Below are 14,371 nucleotides of genomic sequence, written 5' to 3'. Positions count from 1 at the left end.
CCTCCAATTTTCTTATTGATTTATTCTTGATTTTCGTAGTGCAGTCATCTTTTCTAAACACTCTTTTGCACTCATTTGGCTATCTGGATGAATATATTCATATATACATATTGCATCCATTTGTGAAAATTCTTTAATTCTTAGCCACGCTATAGAATCACGATAGTTTTTTTCAATTAAACGTTCGTTTTCTAAATATTGATAAGTGGTGATACTTCCAACTTGATTTTTAAAAACTGAAGCTGTAGGAATATTTTCAAAAGCCACATTATAGTTATATGGATCTGCTAAAAAAGTAATAAAATCTAAAGCTACATCTAATTTTTTACTCTTTTTATTAACCATAAATAAATTTAAATTAGGTCCTTCAAAAGTTCCATTATAAGGAACCCCTAGAAATGCTGGCATTAATCCAAATTGTGATGCATCTCCTTTAAAATCAGTATATAACCATGTATCCCAACATAATAACATTGCATATTTTTGACTTTCTAAAGCTGGACTCATGCCATTCCAATCATCTTCAAGATAATGATCACCAAAATATCCTTTGGTTGCCATCTCTTTATACCACTCAACAATTTTTAGCATTTCAGGAATATCCTCATAACCAATTTCAAATTGGTTCAATTGATTTAAAATATCACTATCTTCAACTATACTATCTAATGGAAATTGGTATAAAAGCATAGATATTTCTTTAGCCGGCATATACAGAGGTGTTATGCCATGAGATAACAGTTCCTCACAAACTGACATAAACTCTTCCTGTGTTTTAGGAACTTCAATATTGTATTTTTTAAAAATATCTTTATTATAAAGCGTTCCTGAAACAGATGCTTCCCAATGAGGAAGTCCAATAATTTTTCCATGATATACTGTTTGATTAATAGATGTATCTGTTAAATCATTGATCCATTTTGCCTGAGAAAAATCATAAAAATTATCATCTGGATTATAGACATCAATATTTGTTCCACCATAACTCACAAATATATCTGGTGCCTCGCCCTGATTTAATGCTGTTGTCATTTTTTCAACAATTTCATCTTTAGAATATTGAACTACTTCCAATTGATTATGAGTTAATTCTTCATAACGTTGAAATGCTTTTTGAATATATGTTCTCTCTAAATCAGGTGCACTTCCCCAAACAGTTAAAGTTTCACCACTTATTTTCCCCCAATCATATTGTGGCTCGGTAAAAACCTGACGCTTGGCTTCTTGACTCTGACATGCTGTGATGAGCAAGCAAAATATGAGAACACTGATAACACCAGGTATCTTTTTCATAAAAATCATCTCCATTATTATCTTTTAACATATTCATTCTTATTTTTGACTCGCTTTTTGTCTTTTTATTTTATACATTGCCACATCTGCTTTATCTATAAGTGTCATGGCTGTATCACCATCTTGACTATAGGCAATTCCAATACTAATATCAACATAAAATTTCTGATTACTTTTATAAAATGGATGTTTTAAAACAGCTTCTTTTATTTCATGACAAATAATCAGTACATCATGTTCACTTACATCATCTAAAACAATCATAAATTCATCGCCACCAATACGACTTGCCAAAACATGTGTATTGACTAAATATTTTTTTAATATATCAGCTAAATATAAGATGACTTCATCACCTTTAACATGTCCATATGTATCATTAATATTTTTAAACTGATCTAAATCTATCATTGCCAGTGTCAGCTTCTTTTGCAAACTTAGTTTTTTATCTATTTCCTGGATTGCATATTTTTTATTATAAAGACCTGTAAATGTATCATGAATGACATAATCATTTAAACTATTAATCAGTTCAGCAATTTTTTTACCACCTTCATCTATACTTCTTATTGTTAAACTTTGTGTGACATCCTTTATCAGTTCTAATATAAAATTCCTTGATGATATCTGAATAGGATAAGAAATAATTAAATATAATTTCCCATCTAAAAACTCTAATTTAAACATTTCGCATTGATTGATCCCAGCCTGACGTGAAGTACAGTTTTCACATGGACCACCACGATTCCATATTTCATAGCAATATTGATTATTTTTAACAAATTCTCCTTTTTGATAATCATAAACTTCATATGATTTATAATCAACTAAACGATAATTATCAAATAATTCAAAGCGATTAATAATTTCTTTTAATTCTTGATCGATACTTTCTAATGCATACATAACAATTCCTCATTTCATAACTCCTATCTTTATTATATTCAATATTCTGATAACTGGAAAGAAAAACCATTGATGTTAAAAAAAATTAAAGAGCAACTTCAATCAAAAGTTGCTCTCATATCTACTATTTTTGATAATTTTTAAAGTTAACAAGTTCAATTTGATGATCACAAATCCACTGTTTTAACCATTCACTACATAAGAAATCACATTCCATTGCTCTAATTTTTGTAAAAGAGGAATGTGTCAAAATATATTGATCTAAATACCCTGGATGAAAAATAGCGACACTACATTCATTCTCCTTAATCAATTGAAAATTGTCTTGCATATATTCCTTTGGATCATATAAACCATCACTATCCAACTTGAAAAATGGTAAACCATAAAGATGATTTTCTTTTTCCCATTCTTTATCAATAGAAGGATTACAGAAAAATAAACCATGTTTATCAGCAACATTCTTTAAAGCTTTAAAAAAGTTCTCAGAAAACACTGCATGTCCTTCAAAATAATCTGGCTTTCTACCAGTTATCTCAATAAATCTTTGCAGTTGTGCTTCTATTTCTATTTCCGCTTCCTCAACAACAATACTATCTTCCTTTCTTGCTCGTATTTCTTTACTGGAACAAAATTCACCATTTTTTTGAACTAATGAAGGAATAAGAGCGGGATCACTAAGTGGTTTCCCAACACAAATATTTGTATGTTGCCCTAATGCAATATCTAAATTTTTAACCAGTTCATATCCATGTTTAGCACTTTCCATATTTGGCATCATTCCAGTACTGGTAATTACCCCATCAACAATTGATTTTAAAATTCCATAATTCACTGCTTCACTAAATCCAAGATCATCAGCACGCATAATTAATTTCATATCTTTTCAAACCCTCTTTCTTTTAATATTTGATGTATATAATTTAATATCTTTCTTCCATCAAAAGTTCCATATAAATTCCTTGATGGAATATCTAAAATCGTATCAGTACGACTTAATTTTTTTTGAATCATATTTTTCTCATAACATATCTGTGGAGCCAATAAAATAACATCTACATTTTCATAATCTTCAAATCTTTCAATATCTTTCGATTCAATAATCCACTCTTTTTCTGCTTCATTTTTCTTCTTATTCATATCCATAACCAATAAATCAGACATTGTGCCTCCACTAGAATGCAGTAAAATAATTCGAAAGGCATGTGTCTTTTCATATTGATTAAAAATATTTGTTACTTTTTCAAGAACACTATAACCATCCATTTTGGTATAGTCCAATGAATCAATCACCATAAAAGGAATATGCTGTTTTTGACATAATGGCAAAAACTCGTCTTTCATATAACTAATATGAGGAGCTAATAAGAAGATATCACTTTTCATAATAGTCAGCTGGGCACTTACAGTATCACTACATTGAATATGGTACTGATGATTGAAATCAGCTTCCTGCATCTTTTTCACCATTAGACTTGTTGACATACCCGCACCACAGACCAATAAGATATTTTTCATCATCACACCAACCTTTCTATGATGCTTTTTAGAGTCTCATATGTTGGCTGATTGAGTAATTGCCATTGCAAGGATTGATCACTCATGATTGTTGAAATCACTTCATAAAAATCATCTAAATCTTTCATCTTATTATTTTCTATTGAAGATAATAAGATGATTCTAATTTTATGATTTTTCCAAAGTAATGGTTTTTTCAGTATAGTGACTGATACAAATGTTGATGAAGAAACGGGTTTATGTGAGTGTGGGAATGCTACTAAATCATTGAATTCTGTTGTGGCTAGTTGTTCTCTTTCTAAAACAAGTTCTTCAAATGAATCTGGTAAGTCATAGTCATGGCGACATTGTTGAATAATTTCATGAATAGCCTCTTCTTTAGTTGCAAAACTTTCATATGTAAAAAACAATTGTGGTGGAAAATATTGCATAATATCTGGACGATTAAGATTTTGGAGATTGTGTGTAATATGAATAGTATCTTTTGTATTCATGAGATGACTAATCATAAATATTGGAATATCTAAAGTTTGGCTAATGGGAACTGTTGTGAAAATACAATCATATGAGGAAATATCCTGAATTGAGAGTTCATGTAATGAACAGACTTTTAAATGCTGAATGTAACGACTGAAATTTTCTCTAAAAAAATATTCTAATAAACGTGCACTTCCCACACCACTTGAACATATTAATAAGATGTTCTTTTGATGAATATTGGTTTTCTTTTGTTCTAATGATAGATTAATATGTAATGCAAAATAAGCAATTTCATCTTCTGGTAGAAAACAATGATATTGACTATTTATTATTTCTCCTACTTTAATTGCTAATTCATAAGCCACAATTAAGTTTCTTTTTATATCCTGTAATAAGGGATTATTCATATATGTTGAATATTGAATTCTCTTCATCAGTGGAATAATATGAAGTGATAAAGCCAATTGGAGATTAAGATCAGATGTAAAAGCAATATGTGACTCGTTTTCTAATACCTGTAAAATATGATTTACCAATGTTAAAATTGTTTGATCAATATAAAGATGTGTCTGTTGTTTACAATTTTTACCACAAAGATGCATCGTTAAATAGGCAACTTCTTCTTCACGATATTCCATATTTAATATTTGGCTCATTAAAGACATGATGGCACTTGCAAGTTCATACTCTTTTTCACTTTGAATAGATTCAAGCCAGGCATGATCTAATAGAGCATATTCATGTTGACAAACACGCATATAAGCAATATAGAGATGGGAAACAAGATTATCTAAATTATCATCACTAATCACATAATCAGCATTAGCAATGCATGACATGATGATTTTTTTAATTTGTTGATAAATAGCTAAATCTTTTTGATATTGTTGAAAATGAGCAATTGCTCGTCTTTTATTTAATTCTGTTCCATTTAGATACATTCCATAATGTGGTTTGGTTTCAATAATCAAATCATAATCATTGAAATAACTTCTTAGTTCTTTTAATGATTGTTTTAATTGTGTTCTTGATAGATACAATTCTTCACATAAATCATCTATTTTTATATAATTTTGATTATCAATAAATCTTTGAAACAAATAATCAAAACGTGATTGTGCATCTTGTGTAACATTGTCTTGTTGGAGATACTGTAAAAAGATCTCTGGATCATCAATACTCAGTTTATAGCCAAATGTTCCTGATATAATCTTTGCACCTACAATATCTTCATTAATTGTTTTAATAATTGTACGGACTGTTCTGGTGCTCATTTGAATAAAATGAGACAAATCATTGCCAGACATTGTCTCATGATTCATCAATTCCATAAGTATGGCTTTTTGATTTTTATCCATAAGCATGCACCTCCATAATTCTATTTTAACACTTTTGATATAGGTTAAAAAGGCTGAATATCAGCCTATAATGACTATGAGTCAAGTGCCTGTTCTTCTTTCACTGCAAGATTATCCTGCATTTTAAAGAAAGGATAATATAATAATGCTGAAAGTGCAATCAAGATAATCTCTAAAACAACTCCTGATAAACCACAGATTAGCCATCCATCTAATAAGATAGGTGTTCCTCCCGCTCCCATAGCAATTCTTGGTAATGAAACAAGTCCACTGTTCATTGCAAAATAAGTAATTAAAATATTAATCTGCGGAACTATGAAATAAGGTAAAGCCATAATTGGATTTAAAATTATTGGCAATCCAAAGACAATTGGTTCATTAATACCACAACAAGATGGTAAAATCGCCAACTTTCCCAAAGTCTTATAACGATTACTTTTAGCGAATAACATATCAATTGATAATCCAATGGTATGTCCAATTCCACCTAACATTAAGAAAAATAATAACCCAACTGTGATAATATTTTGCATTTCTCCTCCAGATGCGAAAGCCGTCTGATTTTCAACACCTGCCTGCATAAATATCATCATTAAAAATGGTATTGTCACTTGCCCACCATGAATACCAAAAAACCAGAAAACAGATGCCAGCAACATTAAAATCATAAAAGTAACAAGACTTCCAGATAAAGCTGATAACGGTGCAGCAATAATACCATAGAACCATTCACTAAACGTTTGTCCAACCATTGCTGCAAAAGCACCATTAATAATTAAAAAGATAGCAGTTACAACAAACCCTGGAATTAATGCACTAAAAGATTTAGCCACTGTTGGTGGAACACCTTCTGGCATTTTAATCACCCAGCCACGATTCACAACAAAAGTATAAATAAAACCAACCAAAACACCAACAATTAATGCGGTAAATAAACCTTTTGATCCTAAATAATCAAAACTAATAAAAGTTGTTGGTGTTTCATTAACAACAATGTTTGCTAAGGGTGTCATAATAAAGAATGCCAATATAGATAACAATCCCGCTGGAACTGCATCTGCATTCATTCCCTCATTTCTAACAAAAGCATAAGCTGCAGTAAATGCAACATAGACAGCTAACATATCCGTTGTAAAACGACCAACTAATGCGAGAACTTGACCAATTCCTGAACTCGCTAAGAAATCCTGATAACCACCAATTGATAAGGTACTTAAAAGTGTGAAAATAGCGCCTAGAATAATCACAGGCATAATAAGATTAAAAGCAGTTGAAATAGCTTTTAAAATTTTGTTGCTACCAATCTTAGTAGCAAGTGGTGCCAATACTGACTCCATTTTTTCCATCATTTTTTGCATTGTTTTTTCCCCTTTCGACATGCTTGACAATATCATTATATAATCGTCTACAAAAACAAAAAGACTGTTAATTTCCTTTTAAGGTAGGAAATTTTGTATAGAACACTAATAATTCTTTAATCATTGATTTATACAATTGAACAGAAATTAACAAGTCTTCAATATGAACCATAAGCAAGTTCACTTCAACATCTTGTGATAACATCTGTGCATGTATCCGACTCATCTGCAACAATAATTCATCGCCCTGTTGAAAGTAATATTGGGATTCTTTTGGTTTCCCTAGTTTGACAAAATAAAGTGCTTGCTTGTATGCATCATAACTTCTTTGCGTCAATTCTATAATTGATATTGTATTTTCTCTGATATTATTCATATCATCAACTCCTACAAGCATCATATCTTATTTAACAATGATTCTAAAGACACTTTTTTTCCTAGAAAGAGGAAATAAAAAGCTATCACAAGATAGCTTTTAAGACACAATCGATTTATTTTCTCTTAATACTTCTTCAAACTCTCTTATTGGTAATGGTTTAGAGAAAATATATCCCTGAATCATATCACAATCTGTCTTTTTGAGAAAATCCAGTTGCTCATATGTTTCTACACCTTCAGCAACAGTTATAATTTCAATATGTTTTGCCATATCAATAATTGATTTAATAATTTCTTCACTACGTTTCGTATTCACACTATTATCCAAGAAAACTTTGTCTAATTTAATCACATCAAATGGTAAATCTTTTAATGAATTAAGTGATGAATAACCACTACCAAAATCATCAATTGAACAACTAAAGCCATAACTCTGTAGTTGAGAAATTGTTCTTTCTATTGTTTTCATATCTTCCAATAAAATATTCTCTGTTATTTCTAATTCTAATAAATGATCTGGAATATTATATTTCTTTTTGATATTAACATATCGTTCTACGAAATCTGACTGATAGAAATGTAAACGTGAAATATTAACAGAGATACAAACAACCGGACGTTGTTTTTGAATACGATCAGCTAAATATTGACAAACACTTTCATAAATATATTCATCTAATTTTAACAAAAAGCCATTTTTTTCAAAAATAGGTATAAACTCTCCTGGCATAATCATCTGACCACTCTTATCTACCCATCTTACTAATGCTTCCGCTCCTAATATTGCATTTCCATAAACATCATATTTAGGTTGTAGATAGAAAATAAATTCTCTATTTTCTAAAGCTTTTTCCATTTTAGACTCAATATCTGCTTCTTTCATCATTCTTTCACGCATAGAATAATTATAAAAACAATAATAGTCTTTATGATTAGCATCTATTTCATTTAATGCCAGATGACTACGATCTATCAATCCATCAATATTTTCTATTTTATCATCATCTTCCAAACAACAAATTCCAAATTTAATAACAATTTCTTTCTCTAATCCATACTCCTTTAATAAAAGTGAAAGTTTCTGATAAATTCTCTGACAACAGTCTATCAACTCCTGTTTATCACGATATTCACGCATCATCAAAAATTTATCAGCTGTCATATGACATGTTAAGTCATTTGATGTCTCTTCATCTTTCAGAATATTCGCTAACTCTTTTAAAACTTTATCCCCAAATTCATATCCATTTAAATCATTAATAATTTTAAAACCTGCAATATCACTATAAATCACTGCCCAATTTAAATGTTTATCCTTTAATTTCTTTTGACCTTCTTCTTTAAATTTTTGATAATTATATAAATTTGTTAGATGATCATAATAAGCCAAATGAAGCATTTCATTTTTATGTTTTTTATTATTATATCGATACAATAACAATACAAATCCAATAGCTCCAATAATAATTAAAGATAAAGTAATTGTAAATAATATAATATTATTTGCTTGTGTCATAATGACATTATTAGGAATAATAGAAACAATATACCAATCATTCATTCCTGTTAATGGAACATAACAAAAGACATTTTTATCATCATGATAGTTAAACAATGCATAACCTTTTTGATGATGAGAAAAAGCATCTTCAAATGATTGAATTGTTCCTTTATCATTACCTTCTAAATCAATAATATCAAACAAATTCTGCATTGTTCTATTAGCATTTTTATGATTTGTTCTTACAAGCACATTACCAGTATCATCAACAATATAAGAAAATCCTAAATCATTATAAAACGATAAAGAAAACTGTTCAGCTAAATCATCTATTTGAGTTTCTTTAATTAATAATTGATTTTCTGATTTAATATAGGTTGCTATAGTTTTTATACCAGTTATTGTATTATAATATGGCTTTGTTACTCCTTTTGAAGAAGAGAAAGTTTTTATTTGTTCTATTTCTTCAGGTAATAATTTTTCTTTACCACTACGATTAAAATAAGTATAATCAGTAAGATTAATGTAAACGAGATTATGTCCTTCTATTTCAGAACGTTGTATAATTGAAGATATGATATCTTCTTTTTCTGATGAAACACCTCTTAAAATAATACTTAAATTCTCTACATCTTTATCCATATATGACTGAAAGGCTTCCTGTACTTGGGTTGTTGAGTCTAATATATCATTAACAGATTGATCCCATAAAGAATCACGTACATAATTAATATACGTTAACATTGTTGCACTGACTATTCCAATTGCTAAAAGACTGCATATGATAATAATTGGTATCTCTTTCTTCTTCATGTTAATCTCCTTCTATTATTTTGAATCTTTAATATTATTTAATGCTGACTCAATACTTTCGCCTTTCAATAATTTTTGTATTCCATCACGTGTTAATGTCCAAATAGGATATTTGATACGAGAATCTGTTCCAAGTATAGAATTCTTATCATTAAGATATACATTTAATGGCTGAATAGTTTGATCATCTGCTAAACGTGATTCTATTAAAGGACTAAATGATGATTGACTATTTACAAATTTCCACATAACATCAGTTTGTGTTAAATATTCAATAAATTTTTTGGCTTCCTCCACGTGCTTCCCTTTAGCATTTGCACATAATCTTGTATCTATATTTGTTACCAAAACTGAATCATTTTCTAAGATAGGATATGGATGAACTTCAAAATTCAATTCTGGATTTGCATCCTGAACTCTAACAGATGCCCATGCACCTGTTAACATAAATGGGTTCTTGCCCTCTTCAAATTGTGTCAAATCATCTTTTGTCTTTTCTGTTTTTAATGTTTGTGCTGAATCAACATATTTATTTTTTATAATCTTCTCTACAAATTCATATCCTGTTTTCATATAATCTGCTAGAACTTGCGGATTAGCATTCATTTGATGAATCAGCTCTTCACTGTTTGATGATTGATAAACAGGATAGAGAGCTTTTGCGATTGCGATTGTTTTGAGTGATATATCATTATTAGCAATAATAGGAACAATTCCCTGATTAACAAAATACTGACAGACATCCATAAATTCCTTTTCATTTGTTGGAACTTTTTGATGATATTTATTTAATAAATCCATATTACAGTAAAGTCCAAAGGCAGATATGGTTGAAGGAACATAATAGATTTTACCATCATTTTCTTTCATTTGATCTATTGATTTTTGACTAAAATGAGAAATTGTCGATAAATCTGATAAATCAGCAAAATAGCCACTACTTTTTAATTCTTGTAAATGATCTTCATCTATCATAAAGATATCATCATAATGACCACTCTTTAATCTTTTCTCTAAGACATTATAATATTCAATTCCTTTAACACTTTCATATGTGATCTTTATATGAGGATTCTCTTTCATATAATCCTGTAAACTATCTTCAATTGCAACAACATTAATTGCTTCACTTTTATAACCATAGAACCTTAAATTAATGGTTTCCTGATCCTCATTATTTACAATTATATTTTTAGATTTATCCTGACACCCAATACACATCAAAAATAAATTTATAGTTAAAAATCCCTTTATCAATCGCCTTAATTTCATATTTTCCATTCCTCTCAAGAATATCACAAATGTGTCACATTTTTATTTTATCATTCCAATGATGAGAAAGCAAATTGTTTAAAGAAGACCAAAAAAAGAATAGGAAACAAATGATACATATGTTTCCTATAGACATTATTGCACATGACCACTACTTAATCCTTCTTTTTTATCTGTTAGTGGTAACCACTCAAGAACTTTTAAGATATATTTATCCCAAAAATCCCACTCATGACCACCTGGTCCCTCTTCATAAGTCACTGCTATATGATGTGCTTTTAAATACTTAACATAATCTCTATTTTCTTTTAATAAAAAGTCCTCACTGCCACAAGCCATATAAATATGTGGAATATCTTTTTGTGAAATCTGTTCTATCAATGCTTTGTAATCTTTATCACTGCCTATCAATTGATCAATGGGTCCAAATACACTTTCTAAATAGCTACGCTTATTCATATAAGGAATATTGTCTCCATCTTTTGATTTGACTATCATATTCAATATTAAAGCTGACGACAACCCGGCAATATAACCAAATGTTTGATGATATTTAAGTCCATTCACAATTGCTCCATAACCACCCATTGATAAGCCTGCAATAAATGTGTCTTCACGCTGATGAGATAAAGGAAATAATCGTCTTGTCATATCTACTAATTCCTCGCCAATAAAACGCGAATAATATTCATGTGATCTTTCATTATCAACATAAAATTTATTCTCACCAGCAGGCATAATGACGGCTACATTATAATCTTGAGCCCATCTTTGAATACGGGTTCCACTCACCCAATCCATATCATTACCAAATATGCCATGTAACAAATAAAGTGTTTTAAAAGGTTTCGGTGATGGTAATTCCTCTCCTACCTCTAAAATTTTATCAACTGGTAAAATTGCCTGTATTGTCACTGTACGCATCAGTGATTGTGAAAAAAAATCTACTTTTATAAGTGCCATCATATTCTCCTTATTTTTTTAATAATTTTTCAAATTCTTCACATGGAAGAGGTTTTGCATAACAATAGCCTTGAAAATAAGGTGCATTCACATGTAAAAGTGCTTGTTCTACCTCTTGATTTTCAACCCCTTCAATAATACATTCAAAGTCTAAACGATGACTCAATTCAGTCAAACTATCAATAATAATCATATCCTTTTGATTATGTGTTAAAGATATTTCTTTGACTAAAGATTGATCTATTTTAATATAATCAGCAGGTAAATTTTTGAGAAGATTGAGTGATGCATATGCTGTTCCAAAATCATCTAATGCAATCTTGAAACCTTCTTCTCTTAAATATTCAAATATTTTTGATAATCTTGGGATATTTTCAACATGACAGCTTTCTGTTAATTCAATAACTATCAGTGATTTATCCACTTGATATTCATTCGCTTTTTCAATTATATTCTTAATAAATTGTCGATCTTCAAACTGCATATAAGAGACATTAAAATTGATTTTTAATGTTGGATATTGTTTTTGGAAAATCTGTGCCTGTTTCATCACTTGTTCCATAACCCAATTACCAACTAAACGGATTTCTCCACTTTCCTCTAATAATTTGATAAATTCGATAGGTGAAACTTGTTTGGTTGCTGTATGCCATCTTAATAAGGCTTCACAACCAACAATTGTTTTATCATATTGATTGACAATTGGCTGATAATATAATTCAAAGTTTTCAAAATTTCTTTGGATACTCTTTGTTAAAGCTTCTTTAATATTTAAAGTACGTAGATGTAATCTCGCAATATCTTGAGAAAAGAAGATAATTTCTCCACGATGTTTGGTTTTCGCATGTTCTAATGAATGTTCCAAATTACTTAATAATTCTTCTTTTGTTGAACCATTATCTGGATACCTAACTGCTCCAGCAGTTATATTTAATGTCACAGCAGGTTCCATATGTTTTCCAATATTCTTAACCATTTTTTTAATTTGATAAAAGATTTCTTTTGCTTGTTGTTGAGTATAATCTTCACAAATAATGATAAACTGATCACCATTAAATCTAAAAACTTTTTCACTTGAAATCATTTTTATAATTTGCAAAGCAAATTCTTTTAAAATCATATCACCAAATGTATACCCATAATTATTAATTATCTTTCTAAATGCATCAAACCCTAACAACAATATAATTCCTTCTTTACCAAAATCACTTTTATAAAGTTCATGCACCGTTAAAAGATTAGTAAGTGGATCATATTTGTTTTGAGCTGAAATACGTGTCATCATTCCAGCAAAATAAAGGGGCTGACCATCATCATCCTGAATAACTGAGCCGCGACATTCTAACCAAATATAATCACCATATTTATTTAAGGCACGATATTGACAATTGTGCTGATTTGTTTTCCCAGAAAAGACTGCATCTATATCTTTTAAATAAATATCTCGATCTTGTGGATGAATTTTATCTAACCAAATCATTCCTGCATTTTTCATGTATTCTGAGGGCATGTCAAAATAATCAATAGCGTTTTTTGACCATCTTGATTCATCATCACGCATATCACATACATAAATATAAACATTATCAGAAGCATTGGCAAACGCTTCAAACAAGACATCATTTAAGACATTCATCTTCTCACCTTATTTCTTTATATCCTTATTTTATCACTTTGCCAGTTGTCATTCAAATGCAATAGCCTATATACCAAAGTGTTTATGAAATGCCAAAGCGATTCCATTATTATCAACTGTCTCAGTTATTTCACTTGCTGTTTCTTTTAAAACATCAACAGCATTTCCCATTGCAATTCCATGTTTCACCAATGCTAACATTTCAACATCATTCACACCATCACCAAAAGCATATGTATTCTCATAGTTAATTCCTAATTTCTGATAAACATATTGACAAGCAGTCCCTTTAGTAAATCCTTTGCAATAAACATCCATTCTGACTAAGCCTGTATCATATGGAACCATTGTCAATTCATCTTCTAATTCATGATAAGCAGCCCATAAATCATCTGTATTCTCAAACAATACACAACAGCTAATCGCTTTAACATCTTCTGGTAAAAATTCTTCATGAATGTCTGTTGGTCTTTCACTTGTGCCTTGGAACATTTGACGATGTTGAATCACCAAATCATCATCTACAAATGAACACCATTGCCCAAATCGACTATTAAACATACAGCGCCCATGATATTTCTGATAAACATTTAATTGCTTTTCTATTTGTTCTACACTAAATAATTCATCAATCCATGTTTCATTATTATAACGAATATAATGTCCATCATTGCATATATAACCATCAAACGAAATTTCTTGAACACTTTGAGGAACTTCTCCTCTTGCTGTTGCAATAACAATCTTATGCCCCATTTCTTTGAATTTTGTTAAGGCCTGAATTGTTTCTTTCGTTGGTTGCATTAATCCATGAGGAACATTGACTAATGTTCCATCAATATCAAAAAAAGCTATTTTCGTCTCCATAATACTCCTCCTACTCTAAGTTTTATTA

12 protein-coding genes are annotated in these 14,371 nt (G+C 29.8%); all 12 read right to left on the bottom strand.

Annotated features, from left to right (window positions below; all coding sequences use genetic code 11):
• Positions 1–12: 12 nt before the first annotated feature.
• A complete protein-coding gene (locus BN1865_RS10190; RefSeq protein ID WP_050637148.1) occupies positions 13–1,293 on the bottom strand; it encodes an ABC transporter substrate-binding protein in 1,281 nt (426 codons plus the stop codon).
• A 39-nt stretch (positions 1,294–1,332) separates the two neighbouring features.
• Complete coding sequence (locus BN1865_RS10185; RefSeq protein WP_050637147.1) at positions 1,333–2,199, bottom strand: GGDEF domain-containing protein; 867 nt, start codon at positions 2,197–2,199, stop codon at positions 1,333–1,335.
• Positions 2,200–2,323: 124 nt separating this feature from the next.
• The gene (locus BN1865_RS10180) at positions 2,324–3,079 is read right to left on the bottom strand and encodes a ChbG/HpnK family deacetylase (protein ID WP_050637146.1); all 756 of its coding nucleotides are present in this window, start codon (positions 3,077–3,079) and stop codon (positions 2,324–2,326) included.
• Complete coding sequence (locus BN1865_RS10175) at positions 3,076–3,717, bottom strand: PTS sugar transporter subunit IIB (protein WP_157844116.1); 642 nt, start codon at positions 3,715–3,717, stop codon at positions 3,076–3,078. Before BN1865_RS10175 ends, BN1865_RS10180 begins: the two co-directional genes overlap by 4 nt.
• Before the next feature lie 2 nt (positions 3,718–3,719).
• Positions 3,720–5,555, bottom strand: a complete 1,836-nt coding sequence (locus tag BN1865_RS10170) for a BglG family transcription antiterminator (protein WP_050637145.1) — start codon at positions 5,553–5,555, stop codon at positions 3,720–3,722.
• A gap of 74 nt (positions 5,556–5,629) precedes the next feature.
• On the bottom strand, positions 5,630–6,913 hold the full coding sequence (locus tag BN1865_RS10165) for a PTS sugar transporter subunit IIC (RefSeq protein WP_050637144.1): 1,284 nt from the start codon (positions 6,911–6,913) through the stop codon (positions 5,630–5,632).
• Between the two features lie 67 nt (positions 6,914–6,980).
• Positions 6,981–7,289, bottom strand: coding sequence for a PTS lactose/cellobiose transporter subunit IIA (locus BN1865_RS10160; protein WP_050637143.1), 309 nt, complete (start codon positions 7,287–7,289; stop codon positions 6,981–6,983).
• A gap of 99 nt (positions 7,290–7,388) precedes the next feature.
• Positions 7,389–9,605 carry a bifunctional diguanylate cyclase/phosphodiesterase gene (locus BN1865_RS10155; RefSeq protein ID WP_050637142.1) on the bottom strand — a complete coding sequence of 739 codons (2,217 nt, stop codon included), beginning with the start codon at positions 9,603–9,605 and terminating at the stop codon, positions 7,389–7,391.
• Positions 9,606–9,620: 15 nt separating this feature from the next.
• Positions 9,621–10,877, bottom strand: a complete 1,257-nt coding sequence (locus BN1865_RS10150; RefSeq protein WP_050637141.1) for an ABC transporter substrate-binding protein — start codon at positions 10,875–10,877, stop codon at positions 9,621–9,623.
• A 135-nt stretch (positions 10,878–11,012) separates the two neighbouring features.
• A complete protein-coding gene (locus BN1865_RS10145) occupies positions 11,013–11,840 on the bottom strand; it encodes an alpha/beta hydrolase (RefSeq protein WP_050637140.1) in 828 nt (275 codons plus the stop codon).
• 10 nt (positions 11,841–11,850) lie between these two features.
• A complete protein-coding gene (locus BN1865_RS10140; protein WP_050637139.1) occupies positions 11,851–13,476 on the bottom strand; it encodes a bifunctional diguanylate cyclase/phosphodiesterase in 1,626 nt (541 codons plus the stop codon).
• Positions 13,477–13,542: 66 nt separating this feature from the next.
• Positions 13,543–14,343: a Cof-type HAD-IIB family hydrolase gene (locus tag BN1865_RS10135; RefSeq protein WP_050637138.1), complete on the bottom strand. Its 801-nt coding sequence runs from the start codon at positions 14,341–14,343 to the stop codon at positions 13,543–13,545.
• Positions 14,344–14,371: the final 28 nt, after the last annotated feature.

Source organism: Candidatus Stoquefichus sp. SB1 (assembly GCF_001244545.1).
Lineage (GTDB): Bacteria > Bacillota_I > Bacilli_A > Erysipelotrichales > Coprobacillaceae > Stoquefichus.
Note: the sequence above shows the minus strand (reverse complement) of the source record. Positions and strands in the feature narration are given on the sequence as shown.

What these genes read in the sequence shown, in the direction of transcription:
- BN1865_RS10180 (WP_050637146.1), bottom strand. Translation starts at nt 3,079, where the DNA reads ATGAAATTAATTATGCGTGCTGATGATCTTGGATTTAGTGAAGCAGTG.
- BN1865_RS10190 (WP_050637148.1), bottom strand. Translation starts at nt 1,293, where the DNA reads ATGAAAAAGATACCTGGTGTTATCAGTGTTCTCATATTTTGCTTGCTC.
- BN1865_RS10185 (WP_050637147.1), bottom strand. Translation starts at nt 2,199, where the DNA reads ATGTATGCATTAGAAAGTATCGATCAAGAATTAAAAGAAATTATTAAT.
- BN1865_RS10145 (WP_050637140.1), bottom strand. Translation starts at nt 11,840, where the DNA reads ATGGCACTTATAAAAGTAGATTTTTTTTCACAATCACTGATGCGTACA.
- BN1865_RS10140 (WP_050637139.1), bottom strand. Translation starts at nt 13,476, where the DNA reads ATGAATGTCTTAAATGATGTCTTGTTTGAAGCGTTTGCCAATGCTTCT.
- BN1865_RS10135 (WP_050637138.1), bottom strand. Translation starts at nt 14,343, where the DNA reads ATGGAGACGAAAATAGCTTTTTTTGATATTGATGGAACATTAGTCAAT.
- BN1865_RS10160 (WP_050637143.1), bottom strand. Translation starts at nt 7,289, where the DNA reads ATGAATAATATCAGAGAAAATACAATATCAATTATAGAATTGACGCAA.
- BN1865_RS10175 (WP_157844116.1), bottom strand. Translation starts at nt 3,717, where the DNA reads ATGAAAAATATCTTATTGGTCTGTGGTGCGGGTATGTCAACAAGTCTA.
- BN1865_RS10170 (WP_050637145.1), bottom strand. Translation starts at nt 5,555, where the DNA reads ATGGATAAAAATCAAAAAGCCATACTTATGGAATTGATGAATCATGAG.
- BN1865_RS10150 (WP_050637141.1), bottom strand. Translation starts at nt 10,877, where the DNA reads ATGAAATTAAGGCGATTGATAAAGGGATTTTTAACTATAAATTTATTT.
- BN1865_RS10165 (WP_050637144.1), bottom strand. Translation starts at nt 6,913, where the DNA reads ATGCAAAAAATGATGGAAAAAATGGAGTCAGTATTGGCACCACTTGCT.
- BN1865_RS10155 (WP_050637142.1), bottom strand. Translation starts at nt 9,605, where the DNA reads ATGAAGAAGAAAGAGATACCAATTATTATCATATGCAGTCTTTTAGCA.